This is a genomic window from Pseudomonas sp. S4_EA_1b (assembly GCF_016307435.1).
GTDB lineage: Bacteria > Pseudomonadota > Gammaproteobacteria > Pseudomonadales > Pseudomonadaceae > Aquipseudomonas > Aquipseudomonas rhodesiae.
Genome location: NZ_JAEILC010000066.1, coordinates 17,626 through 41,312, shown reverse-complemented (window position 1 = coordinate 41,312; position 23,687 = coordinate 17,626). Strand labels below are relative to the sequence as shown.

Annotated in this window: 19 protein-coding genes; 9 read left to right on the top strand and 10 right to left on the bottom strand. The window is 61.0% G+C overall.

The window, feature by feature from the left end:
- Window positions 1–90: 90 nt before the first annotated feature.
- Window positions 91–267 carry a hypothetical protein gene (locus YA0848_RS21020; protein ID WP_158231154.1) on the top strand — a complete coding sequence of 59 codons (177 nt, stop codon included), beginning with the start codon at window positions 91–93 and terminating at the stop codon, window positions 265–267.
- Window positions 268–336: 69 nt separating this feature from the next.
- Here the strand turns inward: YA0848_RS21020 and YA0848_RS21015 are convergent, their stop codons facing one another.
- Window positions 337–699, bottom strand: a complete 363-nt coding sequence (locus tag YA0848_RS21015; RefSeq protein ID WP_169903190.1) for an NUDIX hydrolase — start codon at window positions 697–699, stop codon at window positions 337–339.
- A 124-nt stretch (window positions 700–823) separates the two neighbouring features.
- Here YA0848_RS21015 and YA0848_RS21010 point away from each other — a divergent pair, with 124 nt between their 5' ends.
- The 4 genes from YA0848_RS21010 (at window position 824) to YA0848_RS20995 (ending at window position 4,908) form a co-directional block, all read left to right on the top strand.
- Window positions 824–1,804 carry a Gfo/Idh/MocA family protein gene (locus YA0848_RS21010; protein WP_198712574.1) on the top strand — a complete coding sequence of 327 codons (981 nt, stop codon included), beginning with the start codon at window positions 824–826 and terminating at the stop codon, window positions 1,802–1,804.
- 36 nt (window positions 1,805–1,840) lie between these two features.
- Window positions 1,841–2,470: a ribonuclease T2 family protein gene (locus YA0848_RS21005; protein WP_169903192.1), complete on the top strand. Its 630-nt coding sequence runs from the start codon at window positions 1,841–1,843 to the stop codon at window positions 2,468–2,470.
- A 78-nt stretch (window positions 2,471–2,548) separates the two neighbouring features.
- Complete coding sequence (locus YA0848_RS21000) at window positions 2,549–4,237, top strand: phospholipase D-like domain-containing protein (RefSeq protein WP_169903193.1); 1,689 nt, start codon at window positions 2,549–2,551, stop codon at window positions 4,235–4,237.
- Window positions 4,238–4,320: 83 nt separating this feature from the next.
- Window positions 4,321–4,908, top strand: a complete 588-nt coding sequence (locus YA0848_RS20995) for a LysE family translocator (protein ID WP_040268046.1) — start codon at window positions 4,321–4,323, stop codon at window positions 4,906–4,908.
- On the opposite strand, the gene YA0848_RS20990 is transcribed toward YA0848_RS20995, so the two are convergent.
- The 9 genes from YA0848_RS20990 to gloB form a co-directional block, all read right to left on the bottom strand.
- Window positions 4,850–5,725, bottom strand: a complete 876-nt coding sequence (locus YA0848_RS20990; protein ID WP_169903194.1) for an AraC family transcriptional regulator — start codon at window positions 5,723–5,725, stop codon at window positions 4,850–4,852. The genes YA0848_RS20995 and YA0848_RS20990 overlap by 59 nt on opposite strands.
- A 63-nt stretch (window positions 5,726–5,788) precedes the next feature.
- Window positions 5,789–9,223 carry a hypothetical protein gene (locus YA0848_RS20985; RefSeq protein ID WP_034097021.1) on the bottom strand — a complete coding sequence of 1,145 codons (3,435 nt, stop codon included), beginning with the start codon at window positions 9,221–9,223 and terminating at the stop codon, window positions 5,789–5,791.
- A gap of 102 nt (window positions 9,224–9,325) precedes the next feature.
- Window positions 9,326–10,954, bottom strand: coding sequence for an ABC transporter ATP-binding protein (locus YA0848_RS20980; protein ID WP_169903195.1), 1,629 nt, complete (start codon window positions 10,952–10,954; stop codon window positions 9,326–9,328).
- 1 nt (window position 10,955) lies between these two features.
- Window positions 10,956–11,975: an ABC transporter permease gene (locus YA0848_RS20975; RefSeq protein WP_012723835.1), complete on the bottom strand. Its 1,020-nt coding sequence runs from the start codon at window positions 11,973–11,975 to the stop codon at window positions 10,956–10,958.
- A 1-nt stretch (window position 11,976) separates the two neighbouring features.
- Window positions 11,977–13,050 carry a microcin C ABC transporter permease YejB gene (locus YA0848_RS20970; RefSeq protein WP_034097024.1) on the bottom strand — a complete coding sequence of 358 codons (1,074 nt, stop codon included), beginning with the start codon at window positions 13,048–13,050 and terminating at the stop codon, window positions 11,977–11,979.
- Window positions 13,051–14,886, bottom strand: coding sequence for an extracellular solute-binding protein (locus tag YA0848_RS20965; RefSeq protein WP_198712573.1), 1,836 nt, complete (start codon window positions 14,884–14,886; stop codon window positions 13,051–13,053). It abuts the gene before it with no gap.
- On the bottom strand, window positions 14,883–16,712 hold the full coding sequence (locus YA0848_RS20960) for an extracellular solute-binding protein (protein WP_047881911.1): 1,830 nt from the start codon (window positions 16,710–16,712) through the stop codon (window positions 14,883–14,885). Before YA0848_RS20960 ends, YA0848_RS20965 begins: the two co-directional genes overlap by 4 nt.
- Window positions 16,713–16,922: 210 nt before the next feature.
- Complete coding sequence (locus YA0848_RS20955; RefSeq protein WP_034097027.1) at window positions 16,923–18,335, bottom strand: lytic transglycosylase domain-containing protein; 1,413 nt, start codon at window positions 18,333–18,335, stop codon at window positions 16,923–16,925.
- Between the two features lie 98 nt (window positions 18,336–18,433).
- Window positions 18,434–19,201, bottom strand: coding sequence for a hydroxyacylglutathione hydrolase (gene gloB, locus YA0848_RS20950; protein WP_034097028.1), 768 nt, complete (start codon window positions 19,199–19,201; stop codon window positions 18,434–18,436).
- Window positions 19,202–19,266: 65 nt separating this feature from the next.
- Between gloB and YA0848_RS20945 the strand changes: the two genes are divergently transcribed.
- The 4 genes from YA0848_RS20945 to YA0848_RS20930 all read left to right on the top strand — a co-directional run bounded on the left by YA0848_RS20945 (window position 19,267) and on the right by YA0848_RS20930 (window position 23,686).
- Complete coding sequence (locus YA0848_RS20945; protein WP_034097029.1) at window positions 19,267–20,025, top strand: methyltransferase domain-containing protein; 759 nt, start codon at window positions 19,267–19,269, stop codon at window positions 20,023–20,025.
- A 30-nt stretch (window positions 20,026–20,055) separates the two neighbouring features.
- Window positions 20,056–20,508 carry a ribonuclease HI gene (gene rnhA, locus YA0848_RS20940; protein WP_034097030.1) on the top strand — a complete coding sequence of 151 codons (453 nt, stop codon included), beginning with the start codon at window positions 20,056–20,058 and terminating at the stop codon, window positions 20,506–20,508.
- 70 nt (window positions 20,509–20,578) lie between these two features.
- The gene (gene dnaQ, locus YA0848_RS20935; protein ID WP_167389906.1) at window positions 20,579–21,319 is read left to right on the top strand and encodes a DNA polymerase III subunit epsilon; all 741 of its coding nucleotides are present in this window, start codon (window positions 20,579–20,581) and stop codon (window positions 21,317–21,319) included.
- A 111-nt stretch (window positions 21,320–21,430) separates the two neighbouring features.
- Window positions 21,431–23,686, top strand: a complete 2,256-nt coding sequence (locus tag YA0848_RS20930) for an Orn/Lys/Arg decarboxylase N-terminal domain-containing protein (protein WP_198712572.1) — start codon at window positions 21,431–21,433, stop codon at window positions 23,684–23,686.
- Window position 23,687: the final 1 nt, after the last annotated feature.

Sequence of the window (23,687 nt, the reverse complement as noted above, 5' to 3'; positions counted from 1 at the left end):
TGGTTTGGAACTGGATGTTTCGAAGGCGCCACGAAGACGGTACTCGAAGATGCCCGGCACCCCGTCGGTCAGAGTAGGAAGGAAAAAAATATGAACAGTGTTTCCCCAGTGGCCGCCTCGGCATACGACCAGGTTCAATCCAACTCGTTGGATGCGATTACCGATTTTGGCGGTGAGCAGGTGGACAGCCTCCCGGAGCACATCCGGGTAAAACGTGACGATCAAGCGTCAAGCGATACCGCGTCTGCACCTCAGATTACCTATTGAGACCTGCTGCACGGCTCATCTGACTGCTGCGGTGGGAGCTTCAGCCGGCGCCCACCGCAGCGCCCGTTACTAGAGGCGCCGCAGAAAGGATTTGACGATATGACGCGTGGCATCCGTAGTGTCCAGCTGGTCCATGGCGGTATAGGCATGCCACTGGCAATCGACGATCTCGTTGCATGGCCGCGCGTCTTCAATGTTCACCACCGAAGCTTCGAACACATGGTGCACGGTGTCGCGGGCCTTGAGTTCCTGAAGGTACAGCAAGCCATCCACATTCAACCCGGTTTCTTCTTCCAGTTCGCGTTCGGCGGCGCCCACCGGGCGTTCGTCGCGTTCAACCTTGCCGCCGGGCAAGGCCCATTTTGATCGGGCTTTGCGCACGAAGAGGATACGCCCCTCGTGTTCGCAAATGACCGTTGCCCGGATTTTCATGGTCTGTGCCTCGTAAGAATCAACTGTCACAAAAGTGTAATGCAATTGTCATGCTAAGTGGTTATGGCGCGTGGCCGTGGGTATGTGGATACTGCCCGATTGATCAGAACGCACGAGGTAAACCATGACGACCGTACGCTGGGGCATGATCGGCTGTGGCAGTGTCACTGAAGTAAAGAGTGGACCCGCCTTTTACAAAGCGCCAGGTTCGGCCCTGGTCGCGGTGATGGGGCGCCGTGAGGAGGCCGTGCGCGATTATGCGGCACGTCATCAGATTGACCGCTTCTACACCGATGCCCAGGCGCTGATCAACGACCCCGACGTGGAGGCCGTGTACATTGCCACACCCCCCGACAGCCACTTGGAATACAGCCTGATGGTGGCCGCCGCCGGCAAGCATTGCTGCGTCGAAAAACCCATGGCCCTGAATGCCGAGCAAAGCGCGCTGATGCAGCGCACCTTCGAGCGCGCCGGGCTGCACCTGTTTGTGTCCTACTACCGGCGTTCCCTGCCGCGTTTCCAGCAGGTGCGGCAGTGGCTACAGGACGGGCGCATTGGTGAGCTGCGTCACCTCACCTGGACCCTATGCAAGCCACCGGGTGCCGAGGATGCCAGCGCCGCCAACTGGCGCACCGATCCGCTGATCGCCGGCGGTGGCTACTTTGCCGACCTGGCCAGCCATGGGTTTGATCTGTTTCAGTACCTGGCCGGGGATATCGTCGAAGTGTCCGGTTTTACCGCGCGTCAGGCCGGGCGCTATGCAGCGGAAGATGCTGTGACGGCCTGCTGGACTTTCGGCTCGGGCGCGCTGGGCATGGGCTGCTGGAACTTTGTCGCGGATCGCAAGGAAGACCGGGTCGAACTGATCGGCAGTCGTGGGCGCATTGTGTTCTCGGTGTTCGAGGAGCAACCGCTGCGCCTGGAAGGCGAATTCAACGAAGTGCTAGACGTGCCGTGCCACGCGCATATCCAGTGGCACCATGTGCTGGCCATGAATGCCCATATTCGCGGCGAGGCCGAGCACCCTTCGTTGGCCATCGAGGCGCTGAAGACCGATCGAATCTTGGATAAGGTGTTGCAACGTAACCCCAATCACCCTGGCTGAACGCGGTACACCTGGTTTTTTTCAAGGAATCGGTAGATGAAATACTGGATGTTGATTTGCCTGGTGCTCTCCACGGGCGCATTGGCGGCACCGCGTGATCAAGGCACGCCGGGGCAGTTTGATTTTTATGTGCTGTCGTTGTCGTGGTCGCCGACGTTTTGCCTGACCCACCCGGACAACGAACAGTGCTCGGGCAAGGGCTATGGTTTTGTGCTGCACGGGCTGTGGCCGCAATACGCACGGGGCGGTTGGCCGGCGTCGTGTGCGCCGCAATCGCAACTGAGCCGTGAGGCGCTGGACAAGGGTGCCACGTTGTTTCCGACCCGTGCGCTGCTCAGGCACGAATGGGCCAAGCATGGCACCTGCAGCGGCCTGGAACCGTTGGCGTATCTGGACAAAACCGACGCGGCATTAGGGGCAGTGGTGATCCCCGAGCAATTGCAGCCCTTCAACACGCCGCCGACGCTGCAGGCCCGCGATATCGAGGCGCTGTTTCGCGAAAGCAATCCACGCATGGGTAATCACGGGCTGGCAGTGATTTGCAAAGGTAAGGTGCTGTCGGAGGTGCGCGTGTGCCTGACCAAGGACCTGGCCTTCGCCGGCTGCCCACGCAGTGTGAAAAGCCAATGTCGCGGGGGCGATATCCGCATTCCGGCGCAACGCTAGAATGTCCAGGGTTCACTGGCTGGAAGTGATACAGGCGCTAAACTTTCAAAGACTGCCTTCAGGCAAAAGGAACATCGCTTGGACACTGACTTTGAAAGTAAGACAACCTTTCAGGGACTGACCTTCAAGTTGTATCGCGCAGAGGGTAGCGCACTACTGGCATTCGACTTGGCGCCAGACCTCGCTACCCGTGATTTTGTCGGCTTCAGCATCGAAGTGCGTTACCCCGGTGCCGACCACTGGGGTGCACTGCACAATCGCCTGCATTTCGACTACCCACCCACGCCGGAGCGGCCGCGCAGCTTTGCTTCTACCGAGGCGCCGTTCCAGAAATTCCGCTGGATTCACGTGCCCAGCCAGATCCTGCCGGGTGTCTATCGGTACCGGGTCACCGCCTGCTACATGGGCGCCGACGGCGCGTTGCGCAAGGGCGTGGCGGTGGAAAACCAGATTTGCCTTGAGGCCCAGACGATCAGTGGTTTCCTGAATGTCGGGTTTACCCGCGGTTTCGCCTCGTCCCAAGCCTACGGTGATCGGTTCGACAATGAGACCCGCATCCTGCCGCCGGCAGGGGCCGCCCCCAGGGCGTATCTGGATCTGGATATGGCGCCCTTCGAAGCCCATTACCAATGGCTGGGTTTCGAGGCGCGACGATTGATTTTGCAAGTTCTGGATCAGGTCGCCAACGACCCGCAGTTAACCCTCGATGCGCTGATCTACGAAAGCAAAGAACCCGACATCCTGCGCCGCCTGGAGCAACTCGGCCCGCGCCTGCGCGCGATCATTGACGACCACGGCGAGCAGGGCGCCGCCGACAGCTGTGAAAGCCTCAGCGCTGCGCGCCTCGCCAGCGCGGGGGCCCAGGTCAAGCGCCTGCATTTTTCCAGCCAGCAACACCATAAGGTGTTGATCGTAAGGCGTGACGGGCGGGCGATACGGGTGCTCGGCGGCTCCACCAACTTTGCGCTGCGTGGCTTGTATATCCAGGCCAACAACGTGTTGCTGTTCGACGATGAGCGCGTGGCCGGCAAGTTCTCCGAGGTATTCGAAGCTTACTGGGCCGCGCCCATGGCCTTTCGCAAGAACCCGCTGTCGCAACGCTGGTGGGTGGTGCGCGACCGGCCGGGCTCCAAGGTCTCGCTGTGTTTTGCGCCCCACGCCGACAGTGGCTTGTCCCTGGACGCGATTGCCGCCAGCATTGAGCAGGCCAGCAGTTCGGTACTGTACTCGGTGGTGTTTCTCAACCTGATCAGCGGCAATGTGCGCCATTCGCTGGATGAGTTGATGCAGCGCGCGCTGTTCTCCTACGGTGTTGCCCAGCGTAAGGGCCAGTTGGCTGTGCGTAAGCCGGATGGCTCAGTGGGCCTGCTGCCGTTCGCTTATCTGGCCAGCAATGCCCCGGCACCGTTCAAGGCCGAGTGGTCAGGCAATGCCGGGAACATGGTGCACAGCAAGTTCGTGGTCACGGATTTCAATGGCGTAAATCCCACGGTGTACACCGGTTCTTCCAACCTCGCCGAGGGAGGGGAGAAAAACAACGGCGACCACCTGATCCGCATCGAAGACCGCAGGATCGCCGTGGTGTACGCGGTTGAAGCGTTGCGCCTGTTCGACCATTTCCACTTCCGAGTCAATGCCAGTCAACCTGGCGCGCTGGATACCTTGCGCCTGGCCAAACCACCGGCACCCGGGGACAAACCCTGGTTCGATGCCTATTACCGCACCGGTCATGTGAAGATGCGGGACCGTGAGTTATTCGCGAAATAGCGCTTTAGGGGGGCATTTTATTCAATACCAGATGCCGTCGTCCCTTTACCGTGACGTTATCTTCACTGTCACAGGGATTCGTCATGAGCTTGATTCTTTCCATGGCCGCTTTCGCGCTGGCCACCTCCATCACCCCCGGCCCGGTCAATGTGGTGGCGCTCAGTTCGGGCGCGCGCTTCGGTTTTGCCGCCAGCCAGAAACATGTATTCGGCGCCGCCGTGGGCTTTACCGTGCTGTTGGTGCTGATTGGCCTGGGCCTGCATGAGGTGCTGCTGCGCTGGCCGATCCTGACTCAGCTGATTCAGTGGGGCGGGGTGGCCTTCCTGCTGTACATGGCTTGGAAACTGGCGGTGGATGATGGGCGCTTGGACGCCCAAGGCCGTGCTACCGCGCCATCGATGCTCTACGGCGCAATCATGCAATGGCTCAACCCCAAAGCCTGGCTGGCTTGTGTTGCGGGGATGGGGTTGTTTGTGGCGGACGGCGCCAGGGCGCAGGTCTGGGTGTTTGCCGGCCTCTATCTGGTGATCTGCTACCTGTCGGTGGCGTGCTGGGCCTACGCCGGCACCTTTTTGCGCCGCTACCTGAGCAACCCCCAGGGCGTGCGGGTGTTCAACCGTTCAATGGCCGCGTTGCTGGTGGCCAGTGTGGGTTATTTGCTGATGGCTTGAGGCGGTCGCGGTATTGCCCCGGCGTGGCGGCGAAGTGCTGCTTGAACGCGCGCTGGAAATGCGCCTGGTCGGCAAACCCGGCGGCCAGGGCCACATCGGCGATCAGCTCGCCCTGGCGCAATTGGGCGCGGGCAAATTGAATGCGTTGGTTAACCAAAAAGGCATGGGGCGTCAGCCCGTAATACTGCTTGAACGCACGGATCAAGTAAGAAGGCGACAGCTCGGCCGCCTGGCAAATAGCTTCGAGCTTCAACGCTTGAGTGCAGTGTTCCCGGATGTATTCGGCTGCCCGTTCCAGCTTGTGGTTCACCTCACGCACCGGCGTCGGCGACGGGTTCAGGCGTTGCTGCACGTCGCTGAAGTAACTCACCAGCGCGCTCTGCTTTTGCAGGTGTTCGGCCTGCTCATCCACGACGATGCGGTACAGCTCCAGCAAGCCACGGTACAGCAGTGGGTCGCGGGTATACGGTGTGTCGAATGGCCGGTAGCCCTGATCGGTGCTGAAACCCAACTGATATTGCAGCTCGGTGAGCCAGGGCGTGTCGATATACAGCATCTGGTAGGACCACTGCTCGTTGGCGATGGGGTTGCAGGCATGGACATCGCCGGGGTTCATCAACACCACGGTGCCAGCGCTGATTTCAAACGTGTCGGCACCGTAGTGGTAATAGCTGCGTCCGGTGGTGATCGCACCGATGGAAAAGTGCTCGTGGGCGTGCCGTGCATAAGTGACTTTGCGCCCGTCGGCGATGGTACGCGCTTCGATAAACGCCAGCGCTGGGTCGCGCCAGAAAACAGGGGCGGTCGCGGTGGTCATGGGCAGGGCTCCTGGCGCAGATCGAGTGAGCAACTTTATATCAAAGCGCCGACTGTTCAAGCGTCAGTCTGCCTTGAGCGCCATTTCCAGCAAAAAGTCGGCCCACGGGTCGGTGCCGCTTGCGGCTTCAAGCAGCGTCAGTGGTCGCTTGGCTTTTTCGCGCAAGGCCAGGCCATCGTGCAATGGGTGCTCCAGGATAACGTCGGCCACTGCATGGCTGCGCGGTGAGTCCAGCGTGCGTGGCACGCGTCTGCCCAGGCTATCCAGTGGCGGCACTTCGGGCGCCTGGGGCAGGTTATTGCCGAGCGGGGTGAGGAGCAAATCAGTGGTCGCTGTCGACGACCCTGGGTCTTGTGGCCACGCACCCTGTGCATAGGCTGCCCAGTCGAAGTGGCTGGCGGTGTCGACGCCCTGCGGCAATTGCCGGGCATCGAGGTCGAGGCGAGGGCGTATAAGCAGTTGCCTGGGGAAGCATTCGTAGACATACGTGGTGCTGACATAGGTGACGGCCATCAGCACACCGAATCGTCCCACTTGGGCGGCGGCACTGCTTGAGGCGCTGGGGCGGCTGAGCTGGAAAAATCGCACCTGACCGTATTCCAGCGCCTCTCGGCGCGGCAGGGTCAGTTGCGACAACCCAAAACAGATGGACTCGCGATAAGCCGCCTTGAGCTGTTGCAACTTGTGATCGAAGGCTTGGAAAAATACCTGGCTGACCGACCCCAGCAAATGAAAGCGCTTGGCCATCTGTCGATATTTGACGGCTGGCTGGGACGAGTGCCAATGCTGGGAGGTGGCGTCCAGGTCGCCGGCCATATGCAGATCGGTGAACGAATATTTAGGGCCGGTATGGATACCTTCGAAGCGCTTGTCTTCAGAAAATGGCGAGTCAAGCGGCAGCCACATCAGGATGCGCGCCTCCAGCCAGCCGTTGTCGGGATACACGCGGCGCAGGTCGTTCAGGGCGGTCTGGCGCAGCCATACCACGGGTTCGGCGAACGCTTCCAGGGTGCTGCGCAGGCGTGTCCGCTGGGCATTGATCGCATCGACCGCGTTTTTCACGGACTGTGTGCCATAGCGCCGTTGAGGCGCCAGCACGCCGTTGACCACGGCCCACTCCAGCACCGCCGTGGTGGCCTGAGGGCTGTCAAGAAAGGTCTGCCAGCGATCTTCGGGTGGCAGGTACGCGAGGGCCATGATCTGCGCGTGGGTGAATTGACGGGACGAGCCCGGCAGGCTTTTTTCCAGGTACATAACGTACTGACAGAACAGCGTCCAGGTATGTGAGCCCAGGTAGGGCTCGTCTTCGGGGATGTCGCGCACCAGCAACTGTGGGCCTTTTTCACTGAGGATCAAGTGCGCCGCCAGGGCCGCCGTGGGTCTGTCCAACACACCCATAGCGGTTTCGATGTCCCGGCGCACGAACGGTATGGACTCGCCCCAATAGAAGTCGCCGTGCCAGTCCAGCACCTGGATACCCGTGGGATGTGCCTCGAACCTTGGGTCCAGGCTCAGGATCAGCGCGGCCAGTATCAGCGCGTTGCGGCTGCCGCTTTCGCCCCGTTCGCTGGCGTGGCCGCCATGCCAGTGCAGGGTGTTGGACAGCACTTCGCCCAGTTGTTGGGCCAGGGGCGATGCGAGCAGGCACGGGATCAGGTAATCGGCTTCGGCTCTGACGTCAGCCACAGTCTTGCCGGTCAGCAGGGGCTGGCTCAGGTATTCGAACAGCGTGCCGGGCTGGCCCTGCATAAAGTCGAGGCTGAGCGCGACGAGCTGTTCACGCTCCTGCGGGGACAGGGTCCAGGCCGAAGGGCGCGCGTCGCGCGGCTTGAGTGCACGCCAATACGAGCCCTGGCTTGACCGTTGTGGCAGGCTGACTTCCAGGCGTTGCAGCACCCGCCGAGCATCCGCCAGGCTTTGCGGCACACGAAAACCGTACAACCGCAACGCCTGCTGCACGCTCACCGTGTCGTTGGTGCGCAACTGGCCACCCGTTCGGGCGGCCAGCGACCGCAATTGCGATACCCGCTCCAGCAGGTGGTCATGCTCGGCCACGGCATCGTTCAGGGACTTCCAGACGCCGTCCAAGTCGCGTGCCTCAATGTTGCCGGATTCGCTCAGCAGCACGTGGCTGGCGGGATCGATGCGCAGGCGGGTACGCAGGGCCAGAAAGGCCGGATCGTCGGTCACCAGGCGTAAGTGGCGGTAGGCACTCTTCACTGTGGCCCGGAGCGCGTCCGGGTCGCCACTGATCACCTGATCCAGGCCGTCAGGCCCTTGTAACAGGCCGCTGCCGATCATTTGCGTCAGCACGGTACGCAGGCGGTGGCGGTCATTCATCATGCCCACATAATGGCGAAAGCGTCTGAGTGTTGCCGCGGTACGCACAGCCTTGAGCACCACCGGTTGCGCGGGCGTCGGCCATTGGCGCAAGCGCTGGATCAACGCACCGATATGTGCGGGCCCTTGCACAGGTTCGAAGCCGTAGGCCGTCAGGGCGTCGGTGAGGTCGACGGAGTGATCGGGGTAGATGCGCACCCCCAGTTGCGCACCCAGCAGCACCAACCGTTCCCAATGTGGCGTCGGTGAGGGCAGCAGCGTGCGTTGTTCCTGGGCCGTATCGCGCTCGGTCACACAGATCAACTGGCGCGCGAAATCGTAGTGGGCCTGGGCATCGACGAGGTGGTGCTCATCCAGGATCAAGTACAACAGCAGCGCGGCTTCCTTGACGCTTTTGGCCAGCGTCGAGTGGGAGGTCAGGTCCACGCGGGTATGGCTGAGCTCGGTAGGTGTTCCGTCACATTGCTCCAGGGCAGTGGCCAATCGCTGAAAATCGAGCCGCTGTTGCGTCAGTTCCGCGTGGATGATCGATTTGCTGCGGCCGTTATCGTCAAACGCCGGAAAGGCTTGCAGCGCACGCAATTCCTCAATGATCGCCAGTGCCGCGAGGCGATTGGTTGGCATAGGGTAGCCATGGAACGCCAGTACGAGGTTCAGCGTCAGTGTGGTGATGCCGTCATTAGATTTGGTGCCGATGTATGGCATGCCCAGCGCGAGCGGGTCGAGCAGTTGGCTGATGAAAATGATGGGTTTGGCCAACGTCCACCATTTGGACGTGCCCGCCAGGGTAAACACCTTGGGCACGCCGTGTGCGGTGACGTGGAGGTTGCTGTCATGTACCCGCAGTGTGCTCAGCACCATGCCTTCTGTAGCGGCCCAGGCGATAAAGTCCTTGCTGTTGACGGCCTTGCTGAACGCCGCGCACCACTGACCCAGCAGGGATAGTTCGGGGATGGGTACCGGCGTGGTTGCGGCGGGCAAGGCTGCGTCTGTCGTGCCGGAGAGCAGGCTGATCAACCGCGCGATCAAGGCGGCGTCGCCGCTGGGGTGTGTCTGGGGCTCAAGCGGCGTGGCGCTGGAGGGACCGACGGTGACTGACATCGCAATGCCATCGTGCGGGTCGGCCCCGCTCAGGGCCAGGCTGGGGAAATCGTCCATGAAGAGGGCTCCGGGTGGCTAAACCCGGATCATCCCTCCGTTGGCGGTCGCTTCAGTAGCAGGGCTTTCCGCACCGGTTGTGGTGTGGTTCCGCCAGGGCAGTCAGGGAGCGCTATGCGTCGGGCAGTCGTCGGGCGCCGCCAGAAACGCGGCTTTGAGCAATTGCTGGGTATAGGCATGTTGTGGATCGGCAAAGATCGCCTGCGCATCACCTTGCTCCACCACTTGGCCCTGCTTGATCACCATCAATTGGTGACTCAGCGCCTTGACTACCGCCAAGTCGTGGCTGATGAACAGGTAGGTGAGGTTGTACTTGGCTTGCAGGTTGCGCAGCAGCTCCACCACTTGGCGCTGCACCGTGCGGTCGAGGGCCGAGGTGGGCTCGTCGAGCAGGATCAAGCGCGGCTTGAGCACCAACGCGCGGGCAATGGCGATGCGCTGGCGCTGACCACCGGAGAATTCGTGGGGGTAGCGATGGCGCGAGTCGGGGTCCAGGCCGACTTCCTTGAGCGCCGCGATAATCGCCGCTTCCTGCTCGGCCGGGGTGCCCATCTTATGGATGCGCAATCCTTCGCCGACGATCTCGCTGACGCACATGCGTGGGCTCAGGCTGCCGAACGGGTCCTGGAACACTACCTGCATTTCCCGGCGCAGCGGGCGCACCTGCTGCTGGTTGAGGGCGTCCATTTGCTGGCCTTCGAAACGAATGCCGCCGCGGCTGCCGATCAAGCGCAGAATCGCCAGGCCCAGGGTGGATTTGCCCGAGCCGCTTTCGCCGACGATGCCCAGGGTTTGGCCCTGGGGCAGGCTGAAGTGGATGCCGTCCACCGCTTTGACGTAATCGACGGTGCTGCGCAAAAAGCCCTTCTTGATGGGGAACCACACTTTGAGGTCATCCACCACCAGCAACGGCGGCCCGACGGCATTGGTCGCCGGCCCGCCGCTGGGCTCGGCGGCCAGCAGTTCCTGGGTATAGGGGTGCTGCGGGGCCTGGAACAGCGTCTGGCAATCGGCCTGCTCAACGATGCAACCTTGCTGCATCACGCACACGCGATGAGCGATGCGTCGCACCAGGTTCAGGTCGTGGCTGATCAGCAGCAAGGCCATGCCCAGGCGCGCCTGGAGTTCCTTGAGCAGTTCGAGGATTTTCAACTGCACGGTGACGTCCAGAGCGGTGGTGGGCTCGTCGGCGATCAGCAGTTCCGGCTCGTTGGCCAGGGCCATGGCGATCATCACGCGCTGCCGCTGGCCGCCGGACAATTCATGGGGCAGGGCCTTGAGGCGCTTGTGCGGTTCAGGGATGCCCACCAGCTCCAGCAGCTCCAGGGTGCGCTGGGTGGCGACGTTGCCGGTGAGGCCCTTGTGCAGGCCAAGCACCTCGTTGATCTGCTTTTCGATGTTGTGCAGTGGGTTCAGCGAGGTCATCGGCTCTTGGAAAATCATCGCGATGCGGTTACCGCGAATGTGCCGCAGGGGTTTTTCCTTAAGAGTCAACAGGTCCTGCCCCGCGTACTGGATGGTGCCGGACGGATGCCGCGCCAGCGGGTAGGGCAGCAGGCGCAGGATCGAGTGGGCGGTCACCGATTTGCCGGAACCGCTTTCGCCCACCAGCGCGAGGGTTTCACCGCGCTTGATATCGAAGCTGACGTTGCTCACCACCCGGTGATGATGCTCGCCGGTCACAAACTCGACGCTGAGGTCGCGGATTTCGATCAGATTGTCCTGATTCATCTCATTTCCTCGGGTCGAAGGCATCGCGAGCGGACTCGCCGATAAACACCAGCAAACTCAACATGATCGCCAGCACGGCAAAGGCACTCATGCCCAGCCACGGCGCTTGCAGGTTGGATTTGCCCTGGGCCACCAGTTCGCCCAGGGACGGCGAGCCGGCGGGCAGGCCAAAGCCGAGGAAGTCCAGGGCGGTGAGGGTGCCGATGGCGCCGGTGAGAATGAACGGCATAAAGGTCATGGTCGAAACCATGGCATTGGGCAGGATGTGGCGGAACATGATTGCGCCGTTCTGCATACCCAAGGCCCGCGCCGCACGCACGTATTCCAGGTTGCGCCCGCGCAGGAACTCGGCGCGCACCACATCCACCAGGCTCATCCACGAAAACAGCAGCATGATCCCCAGCAGCCACCAGAAGTTAGGCTGCACGAAACTGGCGAGAATGATCAGCAGGTACAGAACCGGCAACCCCGACCAGATCTCCAGAAAGCGCTGCCCGGCCAGATCGACCCAGCCGCCGTAGAAGCCCTGCAACGCGCCGGCGATCACGCCGATGATCGAGCTGAGTACGGTCAGCGTCAGCGCGAACAGCACCGACACGCGAAAACCGTAGATCACCCGCGCCAGCACATCGCGCCCCTGGTCGTCAGTGCCCAGCAGGTTGACGCTTGAGGGCGGAGCCGGCGCCGGCACCTTGAGGTCGTAATTGATGCTCTGGTAGCTGAACGGAATCGGCGCCCACAACGTCCAGGCGTCCTTGGCTTTGAGCAGTTCCTGGATATACGGGCTCTTGTAGTTGGCCTCCAGAGGGAACTCGCCGCCGAACGTGGTCTCCGGGTAACGCTTGAGCGCAGGGAAATACCAGCCGCCGTCGTAATGCACGGCCAAGGGCTTGTCGTTGGCGATCAGCTCGGCGCCCAGGCTGAGCACAAATAGAATCAAGAACAGCCACAGCGACCACCAGCCACGCTTGTTGGCCTTGAAGCGTTCGAACCGACGGCGATTGAGGGGGGACAGGTTCATCTCAATGCTCCCGGCTGGCAAAGTCGATACGCGGATCGACCAGGGTATAGGTGAGGTCGCCGATCAGCTTCACGATCAACCCCAGCAGGGTGAAGATAAACAGCGTGCCGAACACCACCGGATAATCGCGGTTGATGGCGGCTTCGAAGCTCATCAGGCCCAGGCCATCGAGGGAGAAAATCACTTCCACCAGCAACGAGCCGGTGAAGAAAATCCCGATAAACGCCGAGGGGAACCCAGCGATCACCAGCAGCATCGCGTTGCGGAATACGTGGCCGTAGAGCACGCGGTGATTGGTCAGCCCCTTGGCTTTGGCGGTGATCACATACTGCTTGTTGATCTCGTCGAGGAAGCTGTTTTTGGTGAGCAGGGTCATGGTGGCGAAGTTGCCGATCACCAGCGCCGTGATCGGCAACGCCAGGTGCCAGAAATAATCGAGGATCTTGCCGCCCCAGCTCAGCTCGTCGAAGTTGTTGGACGTCAGCCCGCGCAACGGGAACCAGTCGAAATAGCTGCCGCCGGCGAACACCACGATCAGCAGGATCGCAAACAGAAACGCCGGGATCGCGTAGCCGACGATGATCGCCGAGCTGGTCCACACATCGAAATGGCTGCCGTGCCGCGTGGCTTTGGCGATCCCCAGCGGGATCGACACCAGGTACATGATCAGCGTGCTCCATAAACCGAGGGAGATGGACACCGGCAGTTTTTCCTTGATCAGGTCGATGACCTTGGCGTCGCGGAAAAAGCTGTCGCCGAAATCCAGGCGCGCGTAGTTCTTGACCATGATCCACAAGCGTTCCGGCGCCGATTTGTCGAAGCCGTACATCTTCTCGATTTCCTTGACCAGCGCCGGGTCCAGGCCCTGGGCGCCGCGGTAGCTGGAGCCGGCCACGGAGACTTCGGCACCGCCGCCGGCAATTCGGCTGGTGGCGCCTTCGAAGCCTTCGAGCTTGGCGATCATCTGCTCCACCGGGCCACCGGGAGCCGCCTGGATGATGACGAAGTTGATCAGCAGAATTCCGAACAGCGTCGGGATAATCAGCAACAGGCGGCGAACAATATAGGCCAGCATTCAATCGCCTCCGCTTGCCGAGTCGGCGCTGGGGGTGGTGTTGTCGGGGGTTACCGGTTGGACCTCGGGTTTGGCCCACCAGGTGGCGGTGCCGACGTCGTAGCGCGGCGGTGTTTTTGGATGGCCGAGGTGGTCCCAGTACGCCACGCGGAAGGTTTTGATGTGCCAGTTGGGGATCACGTAGTAACCGAACTGCAGCACCCGATCCAGGGCCTTGGCATGGGCCACCAGGCTTTTGCGCGAATCGGCGTCGATCAACGCTTCCACCAGTTGGTCGATGGCCGGGTCCTTGAGGCCCATGTAGTTACGGCTGCCAGGCTTGTCCGCGCTGGATGACTTCCAGAACTCGCGTTGTTCGTTCCCCGGCGAGGTCGATTGCGGGAAGCTGCCCACCAACATGTCGAAGTCTCGCGAGCGCAGGCGGTTGATGTATTGCGACACATCGACGCGACGAATCACCAGGTCGATACCGAGGTCCGCCAGGTTGCGTTTAAATGGCAACAGCACGCGCTCGAACTCGGTCTGGGCCAGCAGGAACTCAATGGTCACCGGTTTGCCTTGGGCGTCGACCATCTTGTCGTCGACGATGCGCCAACCGGCCTCTTGCAATAGCTGATAGGCCTCGCGTTGCTGTGCGCGGATCATGCCGCTGCCGTCGGTCTTGGCCGGTTCGAAGGCTTGGGTAAAGACTTCGGGAGGGATTTTGTCCCGCAACGGCTCAAGGATGGCCAGTTCATCCGGGCCCGGCAGGCCGGTGGCGGCCATTTCCGAGTTTTCAAAATAACTACGGGTGCGGGTGTAGGCGCCGTTGAACAGCTGTTTGTTGCTCCATTCAAAATCCAGCAGCAGGCTGATGGCCTTGCGCACCCGCACATCTTGGAACATCGGTCTGCGCGTATTGAACACAAAGCCCTGCATGCCGGTTGGGTTGCCGTTGGGGATCTCTTCCTTGATCAGCCGGCCCTGGGTGACCGCCGGAATGTTGTAAGCGTTGGCCCAGTTCTTGGCACTCATCTCTTGCCAATAGTCGAACTGCCCGGCCTTCAGCGCTTCCAGTGCCACCGTGTTGTCGCGGTAATAGTCGGTGACACGGTAATCGAAGTTGTAAAAGCCCTTGGCCACCGGCAGGTCCTTGGCCCAATAGTCCTTGACCCGCTCGTAGCGAATCATGCGTCCGGCCTTGACCTCGGCGACCTTGTACGGTCCGCTGCCCAGGGGTATTTCCAGGTTGCCCCGGGAAAAGTCGCGAGTAGCCCACCAGTGCTTGGGCAATACCGGCAGTTGGCCGAGGATCAGCGGTAATTCGCGGTTATTGGTCCGTTTGAACTTGAACAGCACCCGCAGCGGGTCTTCGGCCACCACGTCGTCGACATCGGCGTAGTAGGTGCGGTAGATCGGTGCGCCGTCCTTGATCAGGGTCTGGAAGGTAAACACCACGTCTTCGGCACGGATAGGGTGGCCATCATGGAAGCGCGCTTCGGGGCGCAGGTAGAAGCGTACCCAGCTGTTGTCCGGGGCTTTTTCGATCTTGCCGGCCACCAGGCCGTACTCGGTGATCGGTTCGTCCAGGCTTTGCATGGCCAGGGTGTCGTAGATCAGGCTGATATTGTCGGCGGGCACGCCCTTGCTGATGTACGGGTTGAGACTGTCGAAGCCGCCCATGCTCGATTCGCGGAAAGTGCCGCCCTTGGGCGCATCCGGGTTCACGTAATCGAAGTGTTTGAAATCGTGGGGGTATTTCGGCGGTTCGTTATACAGCGTCAACGCATGTTGTGGCGCGGCGTGGGCCGCGGTGCACAGCAACAGGCTGACGAGTGCAGTACGCAAATACATCATTGGGCTTTCTCCGAAGCTTTCAGCCACCACGCGCTCAGACCCAGGCTATAGGGCGGCGTGGTGACAAAGGCGAACCGGTTGCGGTAGGCCAGGCGATGATAGTTGAGGTACCAGTTGGGAATGCTGTAGTGCTGCCACAGCAGCACCCGGTCCAGGGCGCGCCCCGCGGCCAGTTGTTCTTCGCGGGTTTGGGCCGCCAGCAGCTGTTCCAGCAGATGGTCGACCACCGGGTTGGCGATGCCCGCGTAGTTCTTGCTGCCCTTGATCGCGGCTTGGCTGGAGTGGAAGTACTGCCATTGCTCCAGGCCCGGGCTGAGGGTCTGGTTGAGGGTGATCAGGATCATGTCGAAGTCAAACTGATCCAGGCGTTGCTTGTATTGCGCACGGTCGACGGTACGCAGGCGCGCATCGACGCCGATGCTGATCAGGTTCTCGACGTAGGGCTGCAGAATCCGCTCCAGGTTCGGGTTGACCAGCAGGATCTCGAAGCGCAGCGGCTGCCCGTCCTTGTTCAGCAGACGCTGCCCCGACAATGTCCACCCAGCTTCACCGAGCAGGGCCAGGGCATGGCGCAAGGTCTCGCGCGGGATACCGCGTCCGTCGGTTTGGGGCAGGCTGAAGGCTTGGGTGAACAGGTTAGGCGGCAGTTGATCGCGATAGGGCGACAGCATCAGCCATTCATGCCCGACCGGCAGGCCGGTCGCGGCGAACTCGCTGTTAGGGTAGTAACTCAAGGTGCGTTTATAGGCGTTGCTGAACAGCGTGCGGTTGGTCCACTCGAAGTCGAACATCAGGCCCAGGGCTTCGCGCACTTTGATCTGGCTGAAGGTCGGGCGCCGCGTGTTCATGAACAGGCCTTGGCTCTGGGTCGGGATCTGGTGGGCAATCTGTGCCTTGATCACCTCACCACGGTTGACTGCCGGGAAGTTGTATCCATTGGCCCAGTTTTTGGCCTGGTGTTCGATATAAATGTCGAACTCGCCGGCCTTGAAGGCTTCGAAGGCCACGTCGCTGTCGCGGTAGAACTCTACGTCGACCTTGTCGTAGTTGTAGAACCCCCGGTTGACCGGCAGATCCTTGCCCCAGTAGTCCTTGACCCGTTCGAACACCAGTTGCCGGCCCGGCGTGACCTTGCTGATACGGTACGGGCCACTGCCCAGCGGCGGCTCGAAGGTGGTGGCCTTGAAATCGCGATTTTTCCAATAGTGCTGGGGCAGCACCGGTAACTCCCCCAGGCGCAGGATCAGCAACGGGTTGCCGGCGCGCTTGAACACAAAGCGGATTCGATGGGGGTTGAGCACATCCACACGCGCCACTTCCTGCAGATTGGTGCGGTATTGCGGGTGGCCTTCGGTCAGCAGGGTGCGATAGGAAAACGCCACATCGTCGGCGGTGATCGGCTTGCCGTCATGGAAGCGCGCTTGCGGACGCAGATTGAACACCACCCAACTGCGGTCATCGCTGTATTCCACCGACTGCGCAATCAGGCCGTAGCTGGATGTGGGTTCATCGCCGGACGGCGCATATTCGCCAGTGCCGACCATCAGCGGCTCGTTCAGCTCATTGATGCCGTATTGCGAGAAGTTGGGCGTGGAAACCGGGCTTGAGCCCTTGAAAGTATAGGGGTTGAGAGTATCGAAGGTGCCAAACCCCATCACCCGCAAAGTGCCGCCTTTAGGCGCCGCAGGGTTTACCCAGTCGAAGTGGGTGAATTTGGCCGGGTACTTGAGCGTGCCGAACTGCGCATAACCGTGGCTTTCGGTAATCGTCGCGTTCGCAGCGAAGCTCAAGGCCAGACTTATTAGTAGAAGGAGGGGACGCTTCAAGTCAGAGATCCGATCCAGGCGGCTTGGGCTTTATGGTCGGTACAGTAACAGCTTGTTCCGGTTGGAAAAAGGCAGTCGCAAACACTGGAGAGCAATGTGGGAGGGGGCTTGCCCCCGATGACAGTGTGCCAGTCACCAGATTCACTGGCTGACACACCAATATCGGGGGCAAGCCCCCTCCCACATGGTTTCTGCGGCGTTCTTCAGGCGTTAGCGCGGCCCAGACACCACCAGCATTTGCCCTGGCTTCAGTGCCTGGCCGGTGCGCGGGTTCCAGCGCTTGAGATGCTGCATCTCGACGTTGAAGCGCTTGGCGACGATGTACAGCGAATCACCTTTCTTGACCTTGTACTGCACCGGTTTCTTGCTGTCGGCCTTGGCCACCACCTTGCGGGTGTCCTGCATCACCAGGGTCTGGCCGACTTTTAGGGCCTGGCCGTTGAGCTGGTTCCAGCGCTGCAGGTCGTGCACATCGACTTTATTGGCTTTGGCGATCAGCGTCAGGTTATCGCCACTGCGCACTTTATAGGTGCGGGTGCGGCCGGCCACCCGCGCGGTCTCGACTTCGTCGAATACCTGTTTTTTCGGACGCATCGCCAGCAATTCTTCAGGCTTCATCGTCGACAGGGTGCTGGTGAGCAGTTGCGCCTTGGAACTGGGCACCAGCAAATGCTGCGGCCCGTCCAGGGTGGTTCGTTGTTTCAACGCCGGGTTGAGCTGGAACAGCTCGTCTTCGTCGATTTCAGCCAGCGCGGCGACCCGGGACAGGTCCATGCTTTGCTTGACTTCAACCACTTCGAAGTACGGCGTGTTGGCAATCGGGTTCAGGTTGACGCCGTAGGCTTCGGGCGCCAGCACCACTTGGGACAGCGCCAGGAACTTGGGCACGTAGTCCTTGGTTTCCTGGGGCAGCGGCAGGTTCCAGTAATCGGTTGGCAGGCCGAGCTTTTCGTTGCGTTCGATGGCGCGGCTGACGGTGCCTTCGCCGGCGTTATACGCGGCAAGGGCCAGCAGCCAATCGCCGTTGAACATGTCGTGCAGACGGGTCAGGTAGTCCAAGGCGGCGGTGGTGGAGGCGGTGATGTCGCGACGGCCGTCGTAGGCGCGGGTTTGGCGCAGGTTGAAGTAGCGCCCGGTGGAGGGGATGAACTGCCACAGGCCGACCGCATCACTGCGCGAATAGGCCATTGGGTTGTAGGCACTTTCGATCACTGGCAGCAGTGCCAGCTCCAGGGGCATGTTGCGTTCTTCAAGACGTTCGACAATGTAATGAATGTAGAGGCTGCCGCGCTCACCGGCGTTTTCGAGAAAGGAAGGGTTGCTCGCGAACCACAGACGCTGTTGCTCGATGCGCGGGTTGACGCCTACACCCTCCTGCAATTGGAAGCCTCGGCGCATGCGCTCCCAGACGTCCTGGGGTACTTCAGGGCTGGGCTTCTCGGAGAGCCAGATAGGTTTCTGTTTGATTTTGGCGGCAAGATTGGGTTTGGGTTGCACGGTGGATTGTGCGGCGAAATTCGTCGATTGGCAGCCCGCCAGTGTGGCGGACACGGCCACCGCCACAGCTTGAGCCAGGCGGGTCAATGCGTCTGAATGGTTGGATTTACGAATAGATGACGACATTGGCTGGAAGTAAGTTCCGGGCAAAAATGTCGGGCGATTCTAGAAAGCACTTAGGTTCCGGTCAACCATTCAGAAATTGCGTATCAGATTGCATCGACTTAGAACTTATCTTTCCATGCCCTCAAGCTGGCAAACACCTCGGCCCCAGAGCGGTTGTCGCGTCCGTTCCGTTCGTCCGCTTTTTGTTTAACGGATGTTTCAGCGGTGCGCAAAAAGGGGTTGGTACGCTTTTCCAGGGCCAGATTGGACGGCAGCGTCATTTCATTGCGAGACCGTAGCTGGCGCACATGCTCCACTCGTTCGGCAATGTCGGTGTTGTCCGGCTCCACCGCCGCGGCAAACTTGAGGTTGCTCTGGGTGTACTCATGAGTGCAGTACACCTGCGTGTCGTCGGGCAAGGCGGCCAGGCGTTGCAGCGAGGCGTGCATCTGCTCGGGGGAGCCTTCGAACAGGCGCCCGCAACCGGCGGCAAACAGGGTATCGCCACAGAACAGCACGCCCTCATGGTAGTAGGCGATATGGCCGAGGGTATGGCCGGGTACGGTATATACGTCGAAATCCCAGCCCAGCACGCTGACGCGGTCGTTGTCGCGCAAAGCCACATCCCGCGCCGGGATGTTTTCATCTGCCGGGCCGTAGACGGTGGCCTCTGTTGCACTTTTCAAACGCTCGACACCGCCGACATGGTCGTGGTGGTGGTGAGTGATGAGGATATCGGTGAGGGACCAACCTGGATGCTGCTGCAACCAAGCCAGTACCGGCGCGGCATCGCCGGGGTCGACCACCGCGCAGCGCTGGGTGCCGGGGTCTTGTAACAACCAGATGTAGTTATCGGTGAAGGCGGGCAGGGCACTGATCTGTATCATTCTTCGATTCGCCAAGCTGAACACATTGGTGCATCTTAGAACGTCTAGGCAAGTTGGAGAATGCAATGACTGATAAAGCGTTCGCCCAGGCCGATCCTGAGTGGCTGGCTCTGATCAGCGCGGCCCGTGAATGGTTGTCCGGACCGGTCGGGCAATTTTTGCTGGATGAAGAGCGGCGCATGCTCGAAGACGAGTTGGGCCGGTTTTTCGGTGGTTATCTGGTGCATTACGGCCCCTCGGCCCAAACACCGCCCGCCGCGCCGCAGGTGCAGCGCAATGTGCGTCTTGGCGCGCCATTGCCGGGCGTGGAAATTGTCTGCGAGGAACAAGCCTGGCCGTTGAGCGAGCACGCCGCCGATGTGGTGGTGTTGCAGCATGGCCTGGATTTCTGCCTGTCACCCCATGGCTTGCTGCGCGAAGCGGCGAGCAGCGTCCGCCCTGGCGGGCATCTGCTGATTGTCGGCATCAACCCCTGGAGCAGTTGGGGCCTGCGCCATGTGTTCGCTCACGATGCCCTGCGCCAGGCGCGCTGCATCTCCCCCTCGCGGGTGGGGGACTGGCTCAACCTGCTGGGCTTCGCGCTGGAGAAACGCCGCTTCGGGTGCTATCGTCCGCCGCTTGCCTCGGCCAAGTGGCAGGCTCGCCTGGCGGGCTGGGAGCGCAGGGCGGGTGCCTGGCAGTTGTCGGGCGGCGGCTTCTATTTATTGGTGGCGCGCAAGATCGCGGTCGGGTTGCGACCGGTACGCCAGGCGCGACGCGAACCCCTAGGCAAGCTGGTGCCAATGCCGATGGCCAAGGTCAACCGCAAGCAAAGCCAATCGTAAAACTTCTTTTGATTTCAGACCGAGCAACCGATGACCGATAGCGTAGAACTCTTCACCGATGGCGCCTGCAAAGGCAATCCCGGCCCAGGCGGCTGGGGCGCCTTACTGGTTTGCAAGGGTGTCGAGAAGGAATTGTGGGGCGGCGAAGCCAACACCACCAACAACCGCATGGAACTGATGGGCGCCATTCGCGGCCTCGAAGAACTCAAGCGTCGCTGCAACGTGTTGCTGGTGACCGACTCGCAGTACGTGATGAAGGGCATCAACGAGTGGATGGTCAACTGGAAGAAGCGCGGTTGGAAAACCGCCGCTAAGGAGCCGGTAAAAAATGCCGACTTGTGGCAATTGCTCGATGAGCAATGCAATCGCCATGACATCACCTGGAAATGGGTGCGCGGGCACATCGGCCATCCCGGTAACGAACGCGCCGACCAACTGGCCAACCGGGGTGTCGATGAAGTGCGTGGCTACAAGCAGGGCTGATGCCGGTCGACATGTTAATATCGCGCGCTTTGAACCACCCCACACCGTTGAGAGCTGAACCCTGATGGCCATTCGATCTGTTGTACTCGATACCGAAACCACCGGCATGCCGGTGACCGACGGCCACCGGATCATTGAAATCGGCTGCGTCGAACTGATGGGGCGCCGCCTTACCGGTCGTCATTTTCACGTCTACCTGCAACCGGATCGCGACAGCGACGAAGGCGCGATTGCCGTTCACGGCATCACCGACGAATTCCTCAAAGGCAAACCGCGTTTTGCCGAAGTGGCCGATGAATTTTTCGAATTCATCAACGGCGCCCAGTTGATCATCCATAACGCGGCGTTCGACGTAGGCTTCATCAATAACGAGTTCGCCCTGATGGGGCAGACCGACCGCGCTGACATCTCCCAGCACTGTTCGATCCTCGACACCCTGATGATGGCCCGTGAACGGCATCCGGGGCAGCGCAACAGCCTGGATGCCCTGTGCAAACGCTATGGCGTCGACAACTCCGGCCGTGAACTCCACGGCGCCTTGCTCGACTCGGAAATCCTCGCCGACGTTTACCTGACCATGACCGGCGGGCAGACCAGCCTGTCCCTGGCCGGTAACGCGTCCGATGGCGCCGGCTCGGCCGAAGGTTCAGGCAATCGCCCTTCGGAGATTCGCCGCCTGCCAGCCGACCGCAAGCCCACCACTATCATTCGCGCCAGCGAGCAGGACCTGGCAGAGCACGCGGCACGCCTGGAAGCCATTGCCAAGTCGGCCGGGGCGCCGGCGTTGTGGACCCAACTGACCCAACAGTAATGCGCGAGGGGGGCTCGCTCCCTTCCATCGCTGACCGTCAAAATCTTCATTCGCCACATCCGCTCCCAGCTTCTACCCTTGAGTGCATAGCCCTCAGGACTACAAGCTCTCATGTACAAAGACCTGAAATTCCCCATCCTTATCGTGCACCGCGACATCAAGGCCGACACCGTTGCCGGTGACCGGGTAAGGGGGATTGCCCAGGAGTTGGAACAAGAGGGGTTCAGTATTTTCTCCGCCGTGGACTACGCCGAAGGTCGGCTGGTGGCGTCTACCCATCACGGGCTGGCGTGCATGCTGATCGCCGCCGAAGGTGCCGGTGAAAACACCCATCTGCTGCAATACATGGTAGAGCTGATCCGTCTGGCCAGGTTGCGTGCGCCGAACTTGCCGATCTTCGCCTTGGGTGAGCAGGTCACTCTGGAGAACGCCCCGGCCGATGCCATGAGCGAACTCAACCAATTGCGCGGCATTCTCTATCTGTTCGAAGACACCGTGCCGTTCCTGGCCCGGCAAGTGGCGCGTGCGGCGCGCACCTACCTGGATGGCTTATTGCCGCCGTTCTTCAAGGCGCTGGTGCAGCACACCGCCGACTCCAATTATTCCTGGCACACCCCCGGCCATGGCGGCGGCGTGGCCTATCGCAAAAGCCCGGTGGGGCAGGCGTTCCATCAGTTTTTCGGGGAAAACACCCTGCGCTCGGACTTGTCGGTCTCGGTGCCCGAACTCGGGTCGTTGCTGGACCACACCGGCCCTCTGGCCGAAGCCGAGGCCCGTGCTGCGCGCAATTTCGGCGCCGACCATACCTTTTTCGTGATCAACGGCACCTCCACCGCCAACAAGATCGTCTGGCATTCCATGGTCGGTCGCGATGATCTGGTGCTGGTGGATCGCAATTGCCATAAATCGGTACTGCATTCGATCATCATGACCGGCGCCATTCCCCTGTACCTGTGCCCGGAGCGCAATGAGCTGGGGATCATCGGCCCCATCCCGCTCAGCGAGTTCAGCCCCGAGTCGATCCGCGCCAAGATCGATGCCAGCCCCTTGACCCGAGGTCGGCCACCCAAGGTGAAGTTGGCGGTGGTGACCAATTCCACTTACGACGGCCTGTGTTACAACGCCGAACTGATCAAGCAGCAACTGGGCAGCAGCGTCGAGGTGCTGCATTTCGATGAAGCCTGGTACGCCTATGCGGCGTTTCACGAGTTCTTCGCCGGACGTTACGGCATGGGCACCTCGCGCACCGTAGACAGCCCGCTGGTGTTCACCACCCATTCCACCCACAAGCTGCTGGCGGCCTTCAGCCAGGCGTCGATGATCCATGTGCAGGACGGCGGCGCGCGCCAGTTGGACCGCGATCGGTTCAACGAAGCGTTCATGATGCATATCTCCACCTCACCGCAATACAGCATCATCGCCTCGCTGGATGTCGCCTCGGCCATGATGGAAGGCCCGGCCGGCCGCTCGCTGTTGCAGGAAATGTTCGATGAGGCCCTGAGTTTTCGCCGCGCCCTGGCCAATCTGCGTCAGCATCTTCCGGCCGAGGATTGGTGGTTTTCCATCTGGCAACCGCCCTCGGTGGCCGGCATCGACCGTGTTGCCACGGCGGATTGGCTGTTGCATCCCGAAGATGACTGGCATGGCTTCGGCGACGTGGCCGAAGACTACGTATTGCTCGATCCGATCAAAGTCACCTTGGTCATGCCCGGTCTCACGGCCGGCGGTGCGTTGAGCGATTGCGGGATTCCCGCCGCAGTGGTCAGCAAATTCCTCTGGGAGCGTGGGCTGGTAGTGGAAAAGACCGGGCTGTATTCCTTCCTCGTGCTGTTTTCCATGGGCATCACCAAAGGCAAATGGAGTACCTTGCTCACCGAGTTGCTGGAGTTCAAACGCAACTACGACGCCAATGTCAGCCTGGCCAGTTGTCTGCCCTCGGTATTTGCCCAGGGGCCGGTGCGTTATCAGGGGCTGGGGTTGCGCGACCTCTGCAACCAATTGCACAGTTGCTACCGCAGCAACGCCACGGCCAAGCATCTCAAGCGCATGTACACGGTGTTGCCGGAGATCGCCATGAAACCAGCCGACGCCTACGACCAGTTGGTCCGGGGCGAAGTCGAGGCCGTTTCCATCGATGCCTTGCCAGGGCGCGTCGCAGCGGTGATGCTGGTGCCGTACCCGCCGGGCATCCCATTGATCATGCCGGGCGAACGCTTTACCGAGTCCACCCGGTCGATCATCGACTACCTGGCAATTGCCCGCACGTTCGATAGCAGTTTCCCTGGGTTTGTCGCGGATGTTCACGGGTTACAACACGAAGACGGCGGCAGTGGTCGTTGTTACACCGTCGATTGCATCAAAGGTTAAG

Bases quoted from the DNA above. Each gene is read 5' to 3' on its own strand.
- YA0848_RS21020 (WP_158231154.1), top strand. From the start codon at position 91: ATGAACAGTGTTTCCCCAGTGGCCGCCTCGGCATACGACCAGGTTCAA.
- YA0848_RS21015 (WP_169903190.1), bottom strand. From the start codon at position 699: ATGAAAATCCGGGCAACGGTCATTTGCGAACACGAGGGGCGTATCCTC.
- YA0848_RS21010 (WP_198712574.1), top strand. From the start codon at position 824: ATGACGACCGTACGCTGGGGCATGATCGGCTGTGGCAGTGTCACTGAA.
- YA0848_RS21005 (WP_169903192.1), top strand. From the start codon at position 1,841: ATGAAATACTGGATGTTGATTTGCCTGGTGCTCTCCACGGGCGCATTG.
- YA0848_RS20995 (WP_040268046.1), top strand. From the start codon at position 4,321: ATGAGCTTGATTCTTTCCATGGCCGCTTTCGCGCTGGCCACCTCCATC.
- YA0848_RS20990 (WP_169903194.1), bottom strand. From the start codon at position 5,725: ATGACCACCGCGACCGCCCCTGTTTTCTGGCGCGACCCAGCGCTGGCG.
- YA0848_RS20985 (WP_034097021.1), bottom strand. From the start codon at position 9,223: ATGGACGATTTCCCCAGCCTGGCCCTGAGCGGGGCCGACCCGCACGAT.
- YA0848_RS20980 (WP_169903195.1), bottom strand. From the start codon at position 10,954: ATGAATCAGGACAATCTGATCGAAATCCGCGACCTCAGCGTCGAGTTT.
- YA0848_RS20975 (WP_012723835.1), bottom strand. From the start codon at position 11,975: ATGAACCTGTCCCCCCTCAATCGCCGTCGGTTCGAACGCTTCAAGGCC.
- YA0848_RS20970 (WP_034097024.1), bottom strand. From the start codon at position 13,050: ATGCTGGCCTATATTGTTCGCCGCCTGTTGCTGATTATCCCGACGCTG.
- YA0848_RS20965 (WP_198712573.1), bottom strand. From the start codon at position 14,886: ATGATGTATTTGCGTACTGCACTCGTCAGCCTGTTGCTGTGCACCGCG.
- YA0848_RS20955 (WP_034097027.1), bottom strand. From the start codon at position 18,335: ATGTCGTCATCTATTCGTAAATCCAACCATTCAGACGCATTGACCCGC.
- gloB (WP_034097028.1), bottom strand. From the start codon at position 19,201: ATGATACAGATCAGTGCCCTGCCCGCCTTCACCGATAACTACATCTGG.
- YA0848_RS20945 (WP_034097029.1), top strand. From the start codon at position 19,267: ATGACTGATAAAGCGTTCGCCCAGGCCGATCCTGAGTGGCTGGCTCTG.
- rnhA (WP_034097030.1), top strand. From the start codon at position 20,056: ATGACCGATAGCGTAGAACTCTTCACCGATGGCGCCTGCAAAGGCAAT.
- YA0848_RS20930 (WP_198712572.1), top strand. From the start codon at position 21,431: ATGTACAAAGACCTGAAATTCCCCATCCTTATCGTGCACCGCGACATC.